Consider the following 17,746-nt stretch of genomic DNA (forward strand, 5'->3'; position numbering starts at 1 on the left):
TTCACCGCACGGGCCGCTCTTCGCGGCCCCGGCGGATCAGGGTCGACTTGCCGAACAGGCTTTCAATCAGCTCCACCGCCACCTTGGCCGTGCCGTTGCGCACGTCCAGCGCCGGGTTCAGTTCCACGATGTCCACCGACCCCACTTGCCCTGTGTCGGCCAGCATTTCCATGCACAGCTGGGCTTCGCGCCAGGTCGGTCCGCCGCGCACCGTGGTCCCCACCCCCGGCGCATAATCCGGGTCCAGGAAATCCACGTCGAAACTGACGTGGATGTGGGCCTGCGGCGGCAGGCCGTCCAGGGCGGCGTCCATCACCGCCCGCATGCCCCGCTCGTCGATGGTGCGCATGTCATAGACGTCCAGGCCCTGTTCATGGACGAACTGGCGCTCTCCGGCATCCACGCTGCGGATGCCGATCATGCGCAATTCGTCCGCTCGCAGCGCGGGGGACGGCCCGCCCAGGTCCGTCAGTTCACGCGGCCCGAAGCCGCACAGGCAGGCCACCGGCATGCCGTGGACATTTCCGCTGGGGGTCAGCTGCGCCGTATTGAAATCGGTGTGCGCATCCAGCCAGAACACGCGCAGCGGCTGTTCCTGCCGGCGGCAGTGCCGCGCCACCGCCCCCACCGAACCCATGCCCAGACAATGATCGCCGCCCAGCAGCATGGGCACGCGACCCGCCTGCAACTGCCCGGTCACCGCCTGGAAAACCTGGGTGTTCCACTGCACGACCTGCGGCAGATGCCGATAGCCCTGCACTGCGGATTGCCAGGGGTTGGGCGGGCCGTTCAGGTCGCCGGTATCAATGACCTCGCACCCCTGACGCCGCAAAGCGCGATCCAGTCCGGCGACACGCAGCGCCTGCGGCCCCATGGACGCGCCCAGGGCGCCCGCGCCGATGTCGGTCGGCGCGCCGATCAAGGCAATGGACGTATTCAAGACATTCCCCTCCCCTCCGAATCCGGGCGGCCCGTCGGGCCGCCCGATACGCTTTTCATGCCCTGCCGGCCGCGACGCCCGAGACGGACATCAGGCCGGCGCAACGGACATCTGTTCGTGAGCCAGCATCCAGCCATACAGATCGCGCGGATCTTCCTGGCCGGGGGTGATGTCCACCCAGCGCCCCACGCCATGCTGCGTCGCGGCGGCCTGCAGAAACGATAGAGCGCAATAGTCCTCCAGCGCAAACCCGACCGAATCGAACAGCGTCACCTGCCGCTCGTCCACCCGCCCCGAAGCCTGTCCCGCCAGCACCCGCCACAATTCCGTCACGGGAAAATCGGCCGCCATCTGCTGGATCTCGCCTTCCTTGCGCGTCTGCGGCGGGAATTCCACGAAGACGGACGCACGCGGCAAGATGGCCGGATCCAGTTCGGTCTTGCCCGGCGAGTCCCCGCCCACGGCATTCAGGTGCATGCCCGGCTCCAGCAGATCGGCCGTGAGCACCCGGGCAGCCCCCTGCCAGGCCGTCACCGTCGTGACCACATCGGCGCCCCGCACGGCCTGGGCCAGCGAATCGCAGACCCGCACCTGCAGCCCGTCCAGGCGGCTGGCCGCCAGATTGCGCTGCAGGCGCAGAGACGCGTCCGGGTCCACGTCATACAGGCGCAAGTCGCGGATACCCAGCAAGGCATGAAACGCGATGGCCTGGAAGTCGCTTTGCGCCCCATTGCCGATCAGGGCCATGGACCGGCTGTCTGGTCGCGCCAGCGCCTGCGCGGCCAGCGCCGACGTCGCCGCCGTACGCAGCGCCGTGGTGAGCGTCAGTTCGCTGAGAAGGCGCACCATGCCGGTATCGCAATCCAGCAGAGCCCCCATGGCCATCACGGTGGGCAGACCCGCCGCGCCATTGCCCGGATGGCCGTTGACGCACTTGAAGCTGTAGACGCGGCCGTCGGTGATGGGCATCAGTTCGATGACGCCCTGCGGGGAATATGCGGCGATCCGGGCCGCCTTGTCGAATTCCGGCCAGCGCAGATAGTCCGTCCGCAAGCGCTCCGTCAGCATCCGCAAGGCAGCCGGGACACCCAGCACCCCCATCAGGCGGGCGACGTCAGGGGTATCCAGAAACAAGGTCCTGGCGTGCGAGCTCCGTGTCGTGCGCATGATCGTCTCCTGGAAAGTATGGATCTGCTTCCAGTGTGTCTGAAGTCATCGTCAATGACTATCGTCAGAAATGCATCACTTTCGACATAAAATCATCAAAATGACAGGATGAGGAGAGCAATGTGTCCAAAGACATCGCTATCGATTCAACCGATCAGCACCTGATCCGCCTGCTGCGGGCCAACGCTCGCGCCAGCGTCGCCACGCTGGCGCGACGCCTGGGGGTTGCGCGAGGCACGGTGACGCAGCGTATGCGTCGATTGGAAGATGCGAGCCTGATCGTGGGCTATACGGTGCGGCTGCGCCCGGACGTGCAGCCCCAGGCGATCCATGCCTGGATGAGCATCACGGTGGATGGCAACGAAGCGCGGACCGTGATCGCCAGCCTGCTGGGGGAACCTGGGGTGGCCGCCCTGCACGACACCAACGGCCGCTGGGACCTGCTGGCCGAGCTGCGCGCCGCCGATCTGCAGGAACTATCCCAGGTGCTGGAACGCATCCGGCTGATCCGGGGGATCAGCCAGTCGGAAACCAGCATCCATCTGCAAACCTACCGGACCGCCTGAGCCTCGATTTTTGCCGCCGGGTCGCGGTGTAGTCAGCACGCAAGCGTCAGCTTGCGCGGCGTGGGGGCTTACAACGCATGCCGGCGCAGATAATCCGCTACCAGACGCGCATCGCAGTCCATGATTTCGACCCGTTGGGGGCGCTGCTGCAGGTCCTGCAGATCGGCCGGCACGGCCGGCGCCTGGCCGGTAGCCTCGATCAGGGTCTCGGCGAACTTGGCCGGCAAGGCGGTTTCCAGCACCAGCATGGGAACGCCGGGTTCCAGATGCGCCTGGGCGACGTGTACGCCATCGGCCGTGTGGGGGTCGATCAGCACGCCGGTTTCCGCGTGGACGGCCCGGATCGTCGCCAGCCGGTCGGCATGCGAACTGGCTCCCGCCACGAAACCGTAGTCCCGCGTGAATTGCGGCTTCAGATCCGACAGGTCGAACGCCCCGGTTCGACGCAATTCATCCATCAGCGCCCGCACCCGCGCCGCATCCTGCCCCACCAGATCGAAGACGAAGCGCTCGAAATTGGAGGCCCGCGAAATATCCATCGAAGGGCTGGACGTGGCATAGGTCTGGCTGGCCGGACGAGGCCGGTAGATGCCGGTGCGGAAGAATTCCTCCAGCACGTTGTTTTCGTTGGTGGCCAGCACCAGCCGCCGGATCGGCAGCCCCATCCGGCGCGCCAGGTGGCCGGCCAGGATATTGCCGAAGTTGCCCGAAGGCACGGCGAAGGACACTGACTGTCCCGGCCCCGATGTGGCGCGCAGCCAGCCCCAGACGTAGTACACGATCTGGGCGGCGATCCGCGCCCAGTTGATGGAATTCACCGCCCCCAGGCGATGGGCGCTCTTGAAATCCAGATCGCCCGCCAGGGCCTTGACGATGTCCTGGCATTCATCGAAGACGCCATGCACGGCGATATTGTGGATGTTGGCATCCTGCAGGGAATACATCTGCGCCCGCTGGAAGGCGCTCATGCGCCCGTGCGGCGACAGCATGAACACGGCCACGCCGCGCTTGCCGCGCAAAGCGTATTCAGCCGCCGACCCCGTATCGCCCGAAGTCGCCCCCAGGATGTTCAGGGTCTGGCCGCGCTGCGCCAGCACATATTCGAAGATCTGGCCCAGAAACTGCATGGCCATGTCCTTGAACGCCAGGGTCGGGCCTTCGGACAGGCCCAGCAGGGACAAGCCGGGACGCAGGGGCTTCACCGGCGCGATCCGCGGGAAGACGTCCGGCGCATAGGCCGCCTGCGTCATGCGCAGCAGATCGGGCGCCGGCACGTCGCCGATGAACAGGCCCAGCACCCGGGCCGCCAATTCGGCATAGGACAGGCCGCGCCAGGATTCCAGCGTGCCGGCATCCAGCTGCGGCAAAGTCTCGGGCAGCGTCAGGCCGCCGTCCGGGGCCAGGCCTTCGAGCAGGATGTCGCAAAAGGGCAAGGGGGCCATGCCGCCCCGGGTGGACCGGTATTTCACGTCAGATTCTCCACGCGCAGACGCGTGACGTCTGAACGGACAAAGGGCTGAGCCTGCATGGCGCGCAGGGCATCGTCCACGTCGCCTTCGCGAGCCTCGTGGGTCAGGAAGATGATATCGGCCTGATGTTCGCCATGCGGCTGCTGGAACATGGACCCCACTGAAATGCCGGCGCCCGACAAGATGCGGGCCAGATCGGCCAGCACGCCGGGACGGTCGTCGACCCGCAAGCGCAGATAGAAGCTGGAACGGACCTCGGCCATCGGCAGGACAGGAATGTCGACGACGGATTCGGGCTGGAAAGCCAGATGCGGCACGCGGTGTTCCGGATCGGCCATCTGCAGACGGGCCACGTCCACCAGGTCGGCCACGACGGCCGAGGCCGTGGGCAGGGACCCGGCGCCCTGGCCGTAGTACATCGACAGGCCCACGGCGTCGCCGCGCACCAGCACGGCGTTCATGGCGCCCTCGACGTTGGCCAGCAGGCAGTCGGCCGGCACCAGCGTGGGATGCACGCGCAATTCGATGCCGTCGGGACGGCGCCGGGTGATGCCCAGCAGCTTGATGCGGTAGCCCAGGCGGTCGGCATGCACGATGTCCTCGGACGCCAGGCCCGAGATGCCTTCCGTGGTGGCTTTGTCGAACTGCACCGGGATCCCGAAGGCCAGCGAGGCCAGCAGGGTCAGCTTGTGCGCGGCGTCCACGCCTTCGATATCGAAGGTCGGATCGGCTTCGGCGTAGCCCAGGCGCTGGGCTTCGGCCAGGACGGCGTCGAACGGCAGGCCGCGCTGGCGCATTTCCGAGAGGATGAAATTGGTCGTGCCGTTGATGATGCCCGCCACCCACTGGATGCGGTTGGCGGTAAGGCCTTCGCGAATGGCCTTGATGATGGGAATGCCTCCGGCGACGGCGGCCTCGAAAGCCACCATCACGCCTCGCTCCTGCGCTGCGGCGAAAATCTCGTTGCCATGCATCGCCAGCAGCGCCTTGTTGGCCGTGACGACATGCTTGCCGTGACGAATGGCCTCCAGCATGCAGTCCCGGGCAACGGTGTCGCCGCCCATCAGTTCGACGATGATGTCGATGTCGGGGTCCTGCGCCAGGGCCATTCCGTCATTGATGACGCGCACGTCCGGCCCCACCAGGGCGCGGGCCTTGGCGACGTCGCGCACGGCCACCGCCGCGACTTCGATGCGCCGCCCTGCCCGGCGTGCGATTTCACTGCCATTCTGGGCCAACACCGTCCAGACGCCGCCGCCGACGACGCCCAGACCCAGCAAACCGATCCGGATGGGTTTCATTTCAACAGCCCGTCCTTGCGAAACATGTCCTTGATGCCGCGCACGGCCTGTCGGGTGCGCTGCTCGTTTTCAATCAGCGCGAAGCGCACGTATTCATCCCCGTAATCGCCAAAGCCGATGCCGGGCGACACCGCGACCTTCGCATCGGCCAGCAGGCGCTTGGAAAATTCCAGCGAGCCCTGCGCCCGATAGGGTTCCGGGATATGCGCCCAGATGTACATGGAAGCCTTGGGCACGTCCACCGGCCAGCCGGCCTCGTGCAGACCCTTGGCCAGCACGTCGCGGCGGCGGCGGTATTGTTCGACGACTTCGGCCACGCAGTCCTGCGGGCCCTCCAGGGCGGCGATGGCCGCCACCTGGAGAGGCGTGAAGGTGCCGTAGTCGTGGTAGCTCTTGATGCGAGCCAGCGCATTGACCAATTCGCGATTGCCCACCATGAAGCCGATGCGCCATCCCGCCATGTTGTAGCTTTTGCTCATGGTGAAAAATTCCACCGCCACGTCCCGGGCGCCTTCCACCTGCATGATGGACGGCGCCACGTAGCCGTCGAAGGTGATGTCGGCATAAGCCAGGTCGTGCACGACCAGAATGTTGTGTTCCTTGGCCAGCGCGACGATGCGCTCGAAGAACGACAGTTCGACGCACTGCGCCGTCGGGTTGCTGGGGAAACCCAGGATCATCATCTTGGGCTTGGGAATGGCCTCGCGCACGGCGCGTTCGATTTCCTCGAAGAAATCCAGGCCGGGCGTCATCGGCACCGAGCGGATGTTGGCGCCGGCGATCACGGCCCCGTAGATATGGATGGGATAGCTGGGATTGGGCACCAGCACGGTGTCGCCCCGGTCCAGGGTCGCCAGCATCAGGTGCGCCAGGCCCTCTTTCGAGCCGATGGTGACGATGGCTTCGCTATCCGGATCGAATTCCACCCCGTAGCGGCGCTGATACCAGGCGGTGATCGCCCGGCGCAGGCGGGGAATGCCCTTGGACACCGAATAGCCATGGGTGTCTTCACGCTCGGCCACTTCAACCAGCTTGTCGACGATATGCTTCGGGGTCGGGCCGTCCGGATTGCCCATGGACATGTCGATGATGTCCTCGCCGCGCCGCCGGGCAGCCATCTTCAATTCCCCGGTGATGTTGAACACATAGGGGGGCAGGCGCTCGATGCGCGGGAAGGTCGTCATGATGGTCCTCGGACTGGGCAGGGAAGAAATCGGCAGCGGGTGATTGCAGTGCAGCAAATCCGATAATCTAGCGCATGCGTCTGCGACTCGCAAATCCGGTCGACGTTCATCCGGCCGCCGATCCCGTCGCCGTCGGCACTGCGCTATCATCACAGGAACTCTGGAGCGTTCCGTGTTACTGCAAAAAGACTTCAATCCCGCCCTCAATACCGTCACGGCTTACGGGGAACACCACCTGGAGATCAATCGCGTCCGATTCGAGACCGCCGTCTGCTTCGGGCCGGAAGGCCCCGTGCGCCACGTCGAACTGAGGACCGTGGCGGATATCGACGCGGCCTTTCTGAAGGCCCTGATCGGTCTGGACCCCGCCCGCCGGAATCCAATGGACTTCCTGGACGATGCGCCATCCACACTGCCCGAAGGCGCCCCCGAGGTGCTGCTGATCGGCACCGGGACGCGACAGACGTTTCTCGCCCCCGAAACCACACGCCCCTTGCTGCAGCTGGGCATCGGCGTCGAAACCATGACCACCCAGGCCGCCGCCCGCACCTACAACATCCTCATGTCCGAGGAACGGCGCGTCCTGGCCCTGCTACTACCTGGAGATCCCCAAGAATGACATCCGTTGCCACCGGCCAGGCCCTGCCCGCCTTCCAGGCCAGTTCCACCCACGGCCCCGTCGATTCCAGCGCCTTGCAAGGCACGCCGTTCGTCCTCTACTTCTACCCCAAGGACAACACCCCGGGATGCACCACCGAATCCCAGGATTTCCGCGACCTGCACGGGCAGTTCCAGGCCATCGGCTGCCAGATCTACGGCATTTCCCGCGACTCGCTGAAATCCCACGAGAATTTCACGGACAAGCAAAGCCTGCCCTTTCCGCTCATCTCCGATCCGGACGAGGCCCTGTGCGGCCTGTTCGCCGTCATGAAGCAGAAGAACATGTACGGCAAACAGGTGCGAGGCATCGACCGCAGCACCTTTCTGATCGACCGGCGCGGCGTCCTGATCCAGGAATGGCGCGGCGTCCGCGTCCCCGGCCACGCTGAAGAAGTTCTTCAGGCCGCCCGGAATCTGCTTGCCTAAGCCCACCCCAGGAGCCTTCATGCCCCTTCCCAAACCGCCGGCCCGACTCGGCGACACTGTGGAATCCAGTCCCGCCGTCAGCCAGCGGGCCATCTCCAGCGAATCCGCCGCGGCGTCCGCCATTGCGGGGCCTGGTGTTCCAGCGCCTGCCGCCCCTGCGGCATCCCGTTCCAAACGCCCGCTGGCGGCCATCCTGACAAAATCCGCTGCGCACGCGCCAGCCGCCGTCCCTGCCCCAGCCACCGTCCCCGCTCCAGCCGCCAGGACGGTTCCTGCCGCCAAGGCCGCGCCAGCCTCCCGCCAGCGCGACGCCGCCCCGGAGAACAAGGCCCGCGCGTCCACACAGCCCGAAACGGCCAAGGCGCCCAAGCCCGCGACTCCCGCCAAGACCCGATCCAAACGCCTGCCCACCGCCCAGCGCAAGCTGTTCGTGCTGGATACCAACGTATTGCTGCACGACCCCTCCTCGCTGTTCCGCTTCGCCGAACACGACGTGTTCCTGCCCATGATCGTGCTCGAAGAGCTCGATCACCAGAAAAAAGGCATGTCCGAGGTCGCGCGCAATGCCCGCCAGGTCAGCCGAGCGCTGGACGAGCTCATCACCACGGGCGATCTCAACAAGGGCATCCCGCTGGATGCGTCCGGCAACAAGGACGCCCTGGGCTCGCTGTACTTCCAGACCCGTCCCACGGAAACCCGCCTGCCAATCGAACTGCCCATGGGCAAGGCGGACAACGTCATCCTCAGCATCGTCCACGGCCTGCGCCAGGAATCGCCCAAGCGCGAAATCGTGCTGGTGTCCAAGGACATCAACATGCGCCTGAAGGCGCGCGCCCTGAACCTGCCGGCCGAAGACTACCTGAACGACCATGTGCTGGACGATTCGGACCTGCTGTACGATGGCATCATGCCCTTGCCGGAAAATTTCTGGATCAAGCATGGCAAGGACATCGAATCCTGGCAACAGAACGGCCTGACCTGGTATCGCGTGCGCGGCCCCCTGTGCAGCCAGTTCAGCGTCAACGAATTCGTCTACTACGATGGCGACATGCCGCTGTCCGCCCAGGTGCGCGAAGTCACCGGCAAAAGCGCCGTGCTGGCCACCCTGCGCGACTTCAGCCACGCCAAGAACAGCGTCTGGGGCATCACGGCGCGCAACCGTGAACAGAATTTCGCCCTGAACCTGCTGATGAACCCGGACATCGATTTCGTCTCGCTGCTGGGCCAGGCAGGCACGGGCAAGACGCTGCTGACGCTGGCCAGCGCCCTGGCGCAGACCTTCGAAACCAAGCGCTACACGGAAATCATCATCACCCGCGCCACGGTGCCTGTGGGCGACGACATCGGTTTCCTGCCCGGCACCGAGGAAGAAAAAATGCTGCCCTGGATGGGCGCGCTGGAAGACAATCTGGAAGTCCTGCACCAGGGGTCGGGCGGCGCGATCAGCACCAGCGGCAATGGCAACGGCCAGGACTGGAACAAGACCCCGGCCATGGACCTGATCCGCTCGCGCATCAAGGTCAAATCCATGAACTTCATGCGCGGTCGCACCTTCCTGAACAAGTTCCTGATCATCGACGAAGCCCAGAACCTGACGCCCAAGCAGATGAAGACGCTGATCACGCGGGCAGGCCCGGGCACCAAGATCGTCTGCCTGGGCAATATCGCGCAGATCGACACGCCCTACCTGACCGAAGGCAGCTCCGGTCTGACCTACGTGGTGGATCGTTTCAAGGGCTGGCTGCACGCCGGGCACATCACCTTGCAACGCGGTGAACGCTCGCGTCTGGCCGACTATGCCAGCGACGCCCTCTGACGTGAACGGTCCCGCGCGCGCGCCGCTGCCCCTGGCCTTCACGCTGGGGGATGCGGCAGGCATCGGCCCGGAACTGATCGCGCGCCTGTTTGCCGAAGGCCTGCCCCACCCGGCGGTAGTCTACGGCGACGCCGGCGTGCTGGCCCGCACCTGCCAGGCCCTGGGGCTGGACCTGCAGGTCCAATCGCTGGATCGCCCCGGCGCGGGGACGACGGGCGGCGTCATCGGCGTATTGAACCGCTGGCAGGCCCTGCCGGTCGACCTGCCCGTCGGGCGCCTGGATGCCCGCGCGGGGCGCGGGGCCTACGAATACCTGTGCCACGCCATCGACGACGCGCAGGCGGGGCTTCTGCGGGCGCTGGTGACGGCCCCGCTGCACAAAGGCGCCATGCACGCCGGCGGCATCGATTTTCCCGGCCACACCGAGATCCTGGCGGTCCGCACCGGCACGGCGGATTACGCCATGATGCTGGCCAACGAGGAACTGCGGGTGCTGCTGGTGACGATCCACATCGCCCTGGCCGATGTACCCGCCGCGCTCAGCCAGGCCGCCGAGATCCGCGCCATCCGCCTGGCGCAGCGCGCCTGCCTGCAAGCCGGCATCGCCCGTCCCCGGATCGCAGTGGCGGGGCTCAATCCGCACGCCGGCGAAGGCGGCGTCTTCGGTAACGAGGAAGCACTGCACATCGCGCCCGCCATTGCCCAGGCCCGGGCCGAAGGCCTGGACGTCTCCGGCCCCTGGCCGGGGGATACCATCTTCATGCGCGCCCGTCAGGGCGAATTCGATGTCGTCGTGGCCCAGTATCACGACCAGGGGCTGATTCCCGTGAAATACCTGGGTCTGGACGAGGGCGTCAACATCACCGTCGGCTTGCCCTTCGTGCGCACCAGCGTGGACCACGGCACGGCCTTCGACATCGCCGGCAAGGGGCTGGCCGACCCGGCATCGCTGCGGGCCGCCCTGCGCATGGCGCTGCGCATGAGCGCCCACGACCTGTAATGTAAGCACACAGCCCGACAGACGCCGGACCTGGAAACGCGGCCCGCATGAGCGGCAGGCCGTCGTGGCGATCAGAAACCCGGCGCTGCCGAGAAATTCAGGAATCGCGTGCTGGCGCCCTGGAAGGTCAGGCGCACGGTGCCGATGGGGCCGTTACGCTGCTTGCCGATGATGATTTCCGCCGTGCCTTTATCGGGCGAGTCGGGGTTGTAGACCTCGTCGCGATAGATGAAGATGATCACGTCGGCGTCCTGCTCGATGGCGCCCGATTCGCGCAGATCGCTCATGACCGGGCGCTTGTTGGGGCGCTGTTCCAGGCTGCGGTTCAACTGCGACAAGGCGACCAGCGGGCAATTCAGTTCCTTGGCCAGGCTTTTCAGCGAACGGCTGATCTCGGAAATTTCCGTTGCCCGGTTTTCCCCGCCGCTGCCCGACATCAGCTGGATATAGTCGATGATGATCATCCCCAGCTGGCCACACTGGCGCGACAGGCGCCGGGCGCGCGCGCGGACCTCCATGGACGTCAGCGCCGGGGTTTCATCGATGTAGATCTGCGCCTGTTCGACTTTCTGCACCGCATGGGTCAGGCGCGGCCAGTCGTCCTGGTTCAGCTTGCCGGTGCGCATGCGGTGCTGATCCAGCATACCCACGGAACCGATCATGCGCATGGCCAGCTGCACGGCCCCCATTTCCATCGAAAACACCGCCACCGGCAAGCCCTGTTCGATCGCCACGTGCTCGCCGATGTTCATGGAAAACGAGGTCTTCCCCATGGACGGACGCCCCGCCACGATCACCAGGTCGCCCGGCTGCAGGCCCGAGGTCATGCGGTCCAGGTCTTCGAAGCCCGTGGGCACCCCGGTGACGTCGGAATCGCCCTCGCGGTGATAGAGCTCATCGATACGTTCCACCACCTGGGCCAGCAGGGGTCGGATTTCCTGGAACCCCGCCATGCCCCGGGCGCCTTCCTGGGCGATCTGGAACACCCGGGACTCGGCTTCGTCGAGGATCTGGCGGGCTTCCTTGCCCTGCGGATTGAAGGCGGCGGCGGAAATCTCGTCGGCGATCGATACCAGCTTGCGCAGCATGGAGCGCTCGCGCACGATCTCGGCATAGCGGCGGATATTGGCGGCCGAGGGCGTGTTGTGCGCCAGGGCGTTCAGGTACGGCAGCCCGCCGGTGTCATCGGTCTTGCCCGCGGTCGCCAGGGATTCGTGCACAGTGATCACGTCGGCCGGGCGGGCCAGGCCCACCAGGCGGGTGATGTGCTGCCAGATCAGGCGGTGATCGAAACGGTAGAAGTCGTCTTCGGTCAGGACGTCGGCCACGCGATCAAACGCGGCATTGTCCAGCAGCAGCCCACCCAGCACCGATTGCTCGGCCTCGATGGAATGCGGCGGCACTCGCAGATAGTCCAGTTGGGTATCGTTTTCGATTTCCACCGTCAGTCCCTAAACTTATCCAATGAAAAAGGCCCCCACGCTGCACAGGCTGACGCCTGCTTGCTGCCCCCAGGGGGGCATTTTTGTCTTGGGACGGCCCGGCGACAAAAAAGGCCGGCATGGAGCCGGCCTTTTGAAGCTACCCTGCCATTCCTACTGGGAGAAATGTAGCACGGTACTGCGCGCGGTGATTACGCCATCTCGCCCTGAACAGTCAGGGTGATGTCGGCCACCACGTCGGCGTGCAGGGCCACCTGCAGCGGGAATTCACCCACAGCCTTGATGGCGCCGTCCGGCATGCGGACCTGGCCCTTGTGCACGTCGGGGAAACCGGCCTTTTGCAGGGCGGCGGCGACGTCCATGTTGGTGACGGAACCGAACAGGCGGCCATCGACACCGGCCTTCTGGCTGATGACGAAGGCGAAGCCGTGCAGCTTTTCCGACATGGCCTGGGCGGCAGCCAGCTTTTCAGCCTGGTGCTTTTCCAGTTCGGCGCGGCGGGCCTCGAATTCCTTCAGGGCGGCGTCGGTGGCGCGACGGGCGATCTTCTGGGGAATCAGGAAGTTGCGGGCGTAGCCATCGCGCACACGCACCACATCACCCAGGTTCCCGAGATTGACGACTTTTTCAAGCAGAATGACTTGCATGACGGGGACCTCGGTTTAGTTATGGTTGTCGGTGTACGGCAACAGGGCCAGGAAACGGGCGCGCTTGATGGCGGTGTCCAGCTGGCGCTGATAATGCGCCTTGGTGCCGGTCAGGCGGGCCGGGATGATCTTGCCGTTTTCCTGGATGAAATCGCGCAGGGTGTCCAGGTCCTTGTAGTCGATTTCCTCGACCTTGGCGACCGTGAAGCGGCAGAACTTGCGGCGCTTGAACAGCGGATTCTGTTGCCCGAATTTGCGTTTTTCTTTCGACTTTTTGAAATAAGCCATGATGTTTGCCTTTGTCTGGTTCCGGGGCTCGCCCCGGAGGGTTCATTCAATGTGCCTGCACAAGCTGCTGGATATGCAATACCAGCCGATCCGATCCTTGTCGCTGCGGCGCCAGGAATCCGATGATCCGCACCTGGCTGCCCGCGGGGGCCTTGGCCAAGGTCAGAGCAACGTCTCCCAGAGCCACCGCCTTGAATTCCATGGAAATCTGGCGGGGAAGGCCGGCTTCGAGGACCTGGGATTCATGAGCCATCTGCAACTGCAACACGGGCAGACCTGCCGGTGTGTGGCGCAAAGGCGGAATCTCGATCAATGTCGCAGCCAGCTCGACTCGGTTCACGGATCTCGCGAGTGCCGGATCAGGAGTTCGACGTCTCGGCGCTGGAAGCCTTGCGGGCTTCTTCGCGTTCGACCGATTTCATCATGATCGACGGCTCGGTGTGAGCATGCTTGGTCTTGATGAACAGGTGACGCAGGATGGCGTCGTTGTAGCGGAACGAGTGTTCCAGTTCGTCCAGGGCGGTCTGGCCGCACTCGATGTTGAAGCACACGTAGTGAGCCTTGACGAGCTTCTGGATCGGGTAGGCCAGCTGGCGGCGGCCCCAGTCTTCGACACGGTGGATCTGGCCGCCGTTGGTCGTGACCATGGTCTGGTAACGCTCGATCATGGCGGGCACTTGCTCGCTTTGATCGGGGTGCACAATAAACACTACTTCGTAGTGACGCATGAATGACTCCTTGTGGATATCTGCGATGTTGACAGACAGCCCGCCGGCACTGATGGCTGGCCCGTTTTAATGGGCAAACAAGCAGGAACGGTCGAGCAAGTAACCCGGCATTCTAACACACCCGCGCAGCCGTCGCTAACGACTGCGCACCACCGCATACGCGGAGTGGTTGTGGATGGACTCGAAATTTTCGGCCTCGACCTCGTAGGCGTTCACGCCGGGCAGGCGCTGCAGCATGACCGCCACGTCGCGCACCAGGTCTTCCACGAATTTCGGGTTTTCATAGGCGCGCTCGGTGACGAATTTCTCGTCGGCGCGTTTCAGCAGCCCCCACAGTTCGGACGAGGCCTGGGCCTCGATGCGCGCGATCAGATCGTCCAGGGCCGGGGCCTGATCCGCCGCGCATTCCAGGTGCACGGTGACGTGCGAACGCTGGTTATGCGCGCCGTATTCGGAAATGGCCTTCGAGCATGGGCACAGGCTGGTCACCGGCACCTGCACCCGCAGGGCGAAGGCGGGGGCCTGGCCCCGGCGGGCCCGCACCGTCCAGCCGACCTGATAGTCCATCAGGCTGCGCACTGCGGACACGGGCGCGGTCTTTTCGACGAAATAGGGAAAGCGGGCGGTGACATCGCCCGCATCCGCCTGCAGCAGGTCCAGCATGGACTGGGTCATGGCGCACAAGGCTGCGGGCGTCATCGGCTGGCTGCGATGCGCTTCCAGCAATGCGATGAACCGCGACATGTGGGTGCCTTTTTCTTCCGGCGACAGCGCCACGGTCATTTCCCAGTCGGCGATGGTGGCCTGCGGCTGGGCGGCGGTCGCCACCAGCAGCGGGTGGCGCACTCCCCGCACACCGACCCGTTGAATGGCGATGTGCCGGGTATCGGCGCTGCTTTGCACGTCCGGCATGACGATGGCCGCCGGATCCAGCAAGGTGTTCATGAATGTGTCCTTTCCAAACGCTGGCGTATCGACGCCTCGATCCCTTGGGCATCCAGGCCGAGCCCGGCGAGGATGGCCTTCTGGTCCCCATGATCGATGAATTCATCCGGCAGCCCCAGCTGCAGGACCGGGCGCACGATCGCCTCCCGATGCAAGTATTCCGTCACCGCGCTGCCCGCGCCGCCCATGATCGCGGCCTCTTCGACCGTGACGAACAGCGTGTGCGCATCCGCCAGCTGCGTGAGCAGCGCTTCGTCCAGCGGTTTGACGAAGCGCATGTCCACCAGGGTGGCGTCCAGGGCCTCGGCAGCCTGGGCCGCCTGCGGCAGCAGGGTGCCGAACACCAGGATGGCGACGTCCTTGCCCTGGCGGCGCACGACGCCGCGGCCGATCTCCACGGGCTCCAGGCTGTCGCCGGGATCGGCGCCGCCCCCCGCCCCGCGCGGATAGCGCACCGACGCCGGGCCGGGATGACGATAGCAGGTGTTGAGCAGCAACCGGGCCTCACGCTCGTCCGAGGGCGTGGCCACCACCATGTTGGGCACGCAGCGCAGAAAGGCGATGTCGTAATTCCCCGCATGGGTGGCCCCGTCGGCGCCCACGATGCCGGCGCGATCCAGGGCGAAGGTCACGTCCAGGTTCTGCAGGGCCACGTCGTGGATCAACTGATCGTAGCCGCGCTGCAGGAAGGTGGAATAGATGGCCACGACCGGCTTGCAGCCCTCGCAGGCCAGGCCGGCGGCGAAGGTGACGGCATGCTGTTCCGCGATGCCGACATCGAAATAGCGCTGCGGAAACTGGCGCTCGAATTCGACCAGCCCGCTGCCCTCGCGCATGGCCGGCGTGATGCCGACCAGCCGGGTGTCGCTGGCCGCCATGTCGCACAGCCAGCGGCCGAAAACCTGGGTAAAGGTCCGACGGGCGGGTTGGGCGGGCTTCTGGATGCCCACCGAGGGATCGAATTTCCCTGGCCCGTGATACAGCACGGGATCGGCCTCGGCCAGCTTGTAGCCCTGCCCCTTGCGGGTGACGACGTGCAGGAACTGCAAGCCCTTGAGCGCCCGGATATTTTCCAGCGTCGGGATCAGGGCTTCCAGGTCGTGGCCGTCGATGGGCCCCATGTAGTTGAAGCCCAATTCCTCGAACAGCGTCGCCGGCGAGAGCATGCCCTTGGCATGGCCTTCGAGTTTGCGCGCCAGCGCCAGCGCCGGCGGCACATGCTGCAGCACGGCCCGCCCCATCATCTTGGCACGGGCGTAGAACTGCCCGGACAGCAGTCGGGCGAAATAATAATTCAGGGCGCCCACCGGCGGCGAAATCGACATGTCGTTGTCGTTCAGCACCACCAGCAGATTGACGTCGGGCGTGACGCCGGCATTGTTCAGGGCCTCGAAGGCCATCCCCGCCGTCATGGCGCCATCGCCGATCACGGCAATGTGCTGGCGGTCGATGCCCGCATTGCGGGCAGCCACGGCCATGCCCAGCGCCGCCGAGATCGAGGTCGAGGAATGCGCCGTGCCGAAGGCGTCGTAGGGAGATTCGCTGCGCTTGGGAAAGCCGGAAATGCCGCCCATCTGCCTGAGGCCGGCCATGGCTTCGCGCCGGCCGGTCAGGATCTTGTGGGGATAGGACTGATGGCCCACATCCCAGACCACCCGATCGTCGGGGGTGTTGAATACGTAATGCAGGGCCAGCGTCAATTCGACCGTGCCCAGGTTCGAGGACAGGTGACCCCCGGTGCGGGCGACGGAATCCAGCACGAAAGCCCGTAACTCGACGGCCAGATCCTTCAGTTCCCGCCGCTCCAGGCGGCGCAGATCGGCCGGCGAGGCGATCCCTTCCAATAGAGTTGTCATCTTGTCTTCTTCATGTCGGCTCGGCTCCCGGGTTCAGTGGGTCCGACCAATGATGTAATCGGCCAGTTCCCGCAACCGGCAGGCCGAAGGCCCCAGCGGCAGCAGGGCCTGGTGAGCCTGTTCGCGCAAATTCAGCAGCAGTTCGCGAGACGCGTCCAGCCCCAGGATGGACACGTAGGTGGGCTTGCCCTGCGCGGCATCCTTGCCGGCGGTCTTGCCCAAGGTCGCGGAATCCGCCGTGACGTCCAGAATATCATCGACGACCTGAAATGCCAGCCCCATCGCGGCCGCATAGGATTCCAGGCCGGTGCGCACCGTGGAGCTGGCCCCGGCCACCACACCGCCCAGCAGCACGCTGGCTTCAAGCAGCGCGCCGGTTTTCATGCGATGCATGCGCTGCAGGGATTCGATGGACAGAGCGTGCCCGACGCTGGCGCAGTCGATCGCCTGCCCGCCCACCATGCCGTCGCTGCCTGCCGCGCGCGCTAGCAACTGCACGGCCTGGACGATCAGCGCCGGGGCAATCGGCATCTGCACCAGGCAATCGAAGGCCAGCGGCTGCAGGGCATCGCCCGCCAACATGGCCAGCGCTTCGTCGTCGAACTGGCGATGGACGGTCGGGCGGCCACGCCGCAAGTCGTCATCGTCCATGCAGGGCAGATCGTCGTGCACCAGGGAATACGCGTGTATCAGTTCGACGGCGGCCGCCGCCCCGTCCAGGCCCAGGTCCTGGACGGCGGAGGCGACACCCGGCGTGCGGCTGGCCTCGCCCGCCGCCAGCACCAGCGCCGCCCGAATGCGCTTGCCCGGCCCCAGCACGGCGTAGCGCATGGCCTCGTGCAGGCGCGCGGGACCATCGTCTTCCAGGGGGGGCAGCACTTCCTCGAGCACCGCGCCGACATGGACGACAGCGTCTTGCAGCCATTGATCAAAAGCGCCAGCCACCGCGGTCATGACGCATCCTGCCCCTGGGCGCCCTCGAAGGGTTCCAGCAGTTGTCCCTGAAGCACCTGCACCTGTTGCTCGGCGGCATCCAGCCGCTGCTGGCAGACACGGGCCAGCGCCACCCCGCGCTGATACAGCGCGATGGATTCCTCCAGGCCCAGATTGCCATCGTTCATACGGGCCGCCAGCGATTCGAGTTCGGCCAGCGCGGATTCGAAATCAGCGGGCAATGCCTCTTGCGCCGGCGAAGCATCGGGGCGCGGCGTGGTTTTTTCCTTGACCATGGGGTTTCATCGTTGAAGTCCAGACTGAATTGTACGAGAACCCCGGGGCCGGGTGAAATGCCGCTCCCGCGCGGCGCGCGGG

The 17,746-nt window shown here is 65.5% G+C and carries 19 protein-coding genes; 5 read left to right on the top strand and 14 right to left on the bottom strand.

Annotation, left to right across the window (positions count from 1 at the left end):
• Window position 1 precedes the first annotated feature (1 nt).
• Window positions 2–940 carry an arginase gene (gene rocF, locus WBG56_RS03895; protein WP_424265434.1) on the bottom strand — a complete coding sequence of 313 codons (939 nt, stop codon included), beginning with the start codon at window positions 938–940 and terminating at the stop codon, window positions 2–4.
• Between the two features lie 90 nt (window positions 941–1,030).
• Window positions 1,031–2,107: an ornithine cyclodeaminase gene (locus tag WBG56_RS03900; RefSeq protein ID WP_424265436.1), complete on the bottom strand. Its 1,077-nt coding sequence runs from the start codon at window positions 2,105–2,107 to the stop codon at window positions 1,031–1,033.
• Between the two features lie 140 nt (window positions 2,108–2,247).
• Here WBG56_RS03900 and WBG56_RS03905 point away from each other — a divergent pair, with 140 nt between their 5' ends.
• Window positions 2,248–2,673: an Lrp/AsnC family transcriptional regulator gene (locus WBG56_RS03905; RefSeq protein WP_424265704.1), complete on the top strand. Its 426-nt coding sequence runs from the start codon at window positions 2,248–2,250 to the stop codon at window positions 2,671–2,673.
• Window positions 2,674–2,741: 68 nt separating this feature from the next.
• On the opposite strand, the gene thrC is transcribed toward WBG56_RS03905, so the two are convergent.
• Genes thrC through alaC form a run of 3 tightly spaced genes read right to left on the bottom strand, consistent with a single transcriptional unit; the run spans window position 2,742 to window position 6,627 of the window.
• Window positions 2,742–4,142, bottom strand: coding sequence for a threonine synthase (thrC, locus tag WBG56_RS03910; RefSeq protein ID WP_424265438.1), 1,401 nt, complete (start codon window positions 4,140–4,142; stop codon window positions 2,742–2,744).
• Window positions 4,139–5,443 (bottom strand): homoserine dehydrogenase, encoded by a 1,305-nt coding sequence (locus WBG56_RS03915; RefSeq protein WP_424265440.1) that lies wholly within the window; start codon window positions 5,441–5,443, stop codon window positions 4,139–4,141. Before WBG56_RS03915 ends, thrC begins: the two co-directional genes overlap by 4 nt.
• Window positions 5,440–6,627 carry an alanine transaminase gene (alaC, locus tag WBG56_RS03920; protein ID WP_424265442.1) on the bottom strand — a complete coding sequence of 396 codons (1,188 nt, stop codon included), beginning with the start codon at window positions 6,625–6,627 and terminating at the stop codon, window positions 5,440–5,442. Before alaC ends, WBG56_RS03915 begins: the two co-directional genes overlap by 4 nt.
• A gap of 172 nt (window positions 6,628–6,799) precedes the next feature.
• Between alaC and WBG56_RS03925 the strand changes: the two genes are divergently transcribed.
• From WBG56_RS03925 to pdxA, 4 genes are read left to right on the top strand one after another with little or no spacing between them, the layout of a single operon-like run.
• On the top strand, window positions 6,800–7,246 hold the full coding sequence (locus tag WBG56_RS03925) for an Mth938-like domain-containing protein (RefSeq protein WP_424265444.1): 447 nt from the start codon (window positions 6,800–6,802) through the stop codon (window positions 7,244–7,246).
• Window positions 7,243–7,713: a peroxiredoxin gene (locus tag WBG56_RS03930; protein ID WP_424265446.1), complete on the top strand. Its 471-nt coding sequence runs from the start codon at window positions 7,243–7,245 to the stop codon at window positions 7,711–7,713. The genes WBG56_RS03925 and WBG56_RS03930 overlap by 4 nt, the downstream gene beginning before the upstream one ends.
• A 19-nt stretch (window positions 7,714–7,732) precedes the next feature.
• Window positions 7,733–9,529: a PhoH family protein gene (locus tag WBG56_RS03935; RefSeq protein ID WP_424265448.1), complete on the top strand. Its 1,797-nt coding sequence runs from the start codon at window positions 7,733–7,735 to the stop codon at window positions 9,527–9,529.
• Between the two features lies 1 nt (window position 9,530).
• Window positions 9,531–10,529, top strand: coding sequence for a 4-hydroxythreonine-4-phosphate dehydrogenase PdxA (gene pdxA / locus WBG56_RS03940; protein WP_424265450.1), 999 nt, complete (start codon window positions 9,531–9,533; stop codon window positions 10,527–10,529).
• 71 nt (window positions 10,530–10,600) lie between these two features.
• Here pdxA and WBG56_RS03945 read toward each other — a convergent pair whose 3' ends face one another.
• The 9 genes from WBG56_RS03945 to WBG56_RS03985 all read right to left on the bottom strand — a co-directional run bounded on the left by WBG56_RS03945 (window position 10,601) and on the right by WBG56_RS03985 (window position 17,664).
• A complete protein-coding gene (locus tag WBG56_RS03945) occupies window positions 10,601–11,971 on the bottom strand; it encodes a replicative DNA helicase (RefSeq protein WP_424265452.1) in 1,371 nt (456 codons plus the stop codon).
• 191 nt (window positions 11,972–12,162) lie between these two features.
• Window positions 12,163–12,618 carry a 50S ribosomal protein L9 gene (rplI, locus tag WBG56_RS03950; protein ID WP_424265454.1) on the bottom strand — a complete coding sequence of 152 codons (456 nt, stop codon included), beginning with the start codon at window positions 12,616–12,618 and terminating at the stop codon, window positions 12,163–12,165.
• 15 nt (window positions 12,619–12,633) lie between these two features.
• The gene (gene rpsR / locus WBG56_RS03955; RefSeq protein ID WP_066456389.1) at window positions 12,634–12,906 is read right to left on the bottom strand and encodes a 30S ribosomal protein S18; all 273 of its coding nucleotides are present in this window, start codon (window positions 12,904–12,906) and stop codon (window positions 12,634–12,636) included.
• 46 nt (window positions 12,907–12,952) lie between these two features.
• Entirely contained in the window at window positions 12,953–13,246 is a 294-nt protein-coding gene (priB, locus tag WBG56_RS03960) for a primosomal replication protein N (protein ID WP_424265457.1), read from the bottom strand.
• A gap of 19 nt (window positions 13,247–13,265) precedes the next feature.
• The gene (gene rpsF / locus WBG56_RS03965) at window positions 13,266–13,634 is read right to left on the bottom strand and encodes a 30S ribosomal protein S6 (protein WP_323017158.1); all 369 of its coding nucleotides are present in this window, start codon (window positions 13,632–13,634) and stop codon (window positions 13,266–13,268) included.
• 135 nt (window positions 13,635–13,769) lie between these two features.
• Window positions 13,770–14,579 carry a GTP cyclohydrolase FolE2 gene (gene folE2, locus WBG56_RS03970; RefSeq protein ID WP_424265459.1) on the bottom strand — a complete coding sequence of 270 codons (810 nt, stop codon included), beginning with the start codon at window positions 14,577–14,579 and terminating at the stop codon, window positions 13,770–13,772.
• Window positions 14,576–16,435: a 1-deoxy-D-xylulose-5-phosphate synthase gene (gene dxs / locus WBG56_RS03975; RefSeq protein WP_424265461.1), complete on the bottom strand. Its 1,860-nt coding sequence runs from the start codon at window positions 16,433–16,435 to the stop codon at window positions 14,576–14,578. Before dxs ends, folE2 begins: the two co-directional genes overlap by 4 nt.
• Before the next feature lie 33 nt (window positions 16,436–16,468).
• Window positions 16,469–17,389 carry a polyprenyl synthetase family protein gene (locus WBG56_RS03980; protein ID WP_424265463.1) on the bottom strand — a complete coding sequence of 307 codons (921 nt, stop codon included), beginning with the start codon at window positions 17,387–17,389 and terminating at the stop codon, window positions 16,469–16,471.
• Entirely contained in the window at window positions 17,386–17,664 is a 279-nt protein-coding gene (locus WBG56_RS03985) for an exodeoxyribonuclease VII small subunit (RefSeq protein WP_424265465.1), read from the bottom strand. Before WBG56_RS03985 ends, WBG56_RS03980 begins: the two co-directional genes overlap by 4 nt.
• Window positions 17,665–17,746: the final 82 nt, after the last annotated feature.

The organism is Castellaniella sp., assembly GCF_049671645.1.
GTDB lineage: Bacteria > Pseudomonadota > Gammaproteobacteria > Burkholderiales > Burkholderiaceae_B > Castellaniella.

What these genes read in the sequence shown, in the direction of transcription:
- rplI (WP_424265454.1), bottom strand. Translation starts at nt 12,618, where the DNA reads ATGCAAGTCATTCTGCTTGAAAAAGTCGTCAATCTCGGGAACCTGGGT.
- WBG56_RS03935 (WP_424265448.1), top strand. Translation starts at nt 7,733, where the DNA reads ATGCCCCTTCCCAAACCGCCGGCCCGACTCGGCGACACTGTGGAATCC.
- WBG56_RS03985 (WP_424265465.1), bottom strand. Translation starts at nt 17,664, where the DNA reads ATGGTCAAGGAAAAAACCACGCCGCGCCCCGATGCTTCGCCGGCGCAA.
- WBG56_RS03930 (WP_424265446.1), top strand. Translation starts at nt 7,243, where the DNA reads ATGACATCCGTTGCCACCGGCCAGGCCCTGCCCGCCTTCCAGGCCAGT.
- folE2 (WP_424265459.1), bottom strand. Translation starts at nt 14,579, where the DNA reads ATGAACACCTTGCTGGATCCGGCGGCCATCGTCATGCCGGACGTGCAA.
- dxs (WP_424265461.1), bottom strand. Translation starts at nt 16,435, where the DNA reads ATGACAACTCTATTGGAAGGGATCGCCTCGCCGGCCGATCTGCGCCGC.
- rpsR (WP_066456389.1), bottom strand. Translation starts at nt 12,906, where the DNA reads ATGGCTTATTTCAAAAAGTCGAAAGAAAAACGCAAATTCGGGCAACAG.
- WBG56_RS03915 (WP_424265440.1), bottom strand. Translation starts at nt 5,443, where the DNA reads ATGAAACCCATCCGGATCGGTTTGCTGGGTCTGGGCGTCGTCGGCGGC.
- alaC (WP_424265442.1), bottom strand. Translation starts at nt 6,627, where the DNA reads ATGACGACCTTCCCGCGCATCGAGCGCCTGCCCCCCTATGTGTTCAAC.
- WBG56_RS03980 (WP_424265463.1), bottom strand. Translation starts at nt 17,389, where the DNA reads ATGACCGCGGTGGCTGGCGCTTTTGATCAATGGCTGCAAGACGCTGTC.
- WBG56_RS03900 (WP_424265436.1), bottom strand. Translation starts at nt 2,107, where the DNA reads ATGCGCACGACACGGAGCTCGCACGCCAGGACCTTGTTTCTGGATACC.
- rpsF (WP_323017158.1), bottom strand. Translation starts at nt 13,634, where the DNA reads ATGCGTCACTACGAAGTAGTGTTTATTGTGCACCCCGATCAAAGCGAG.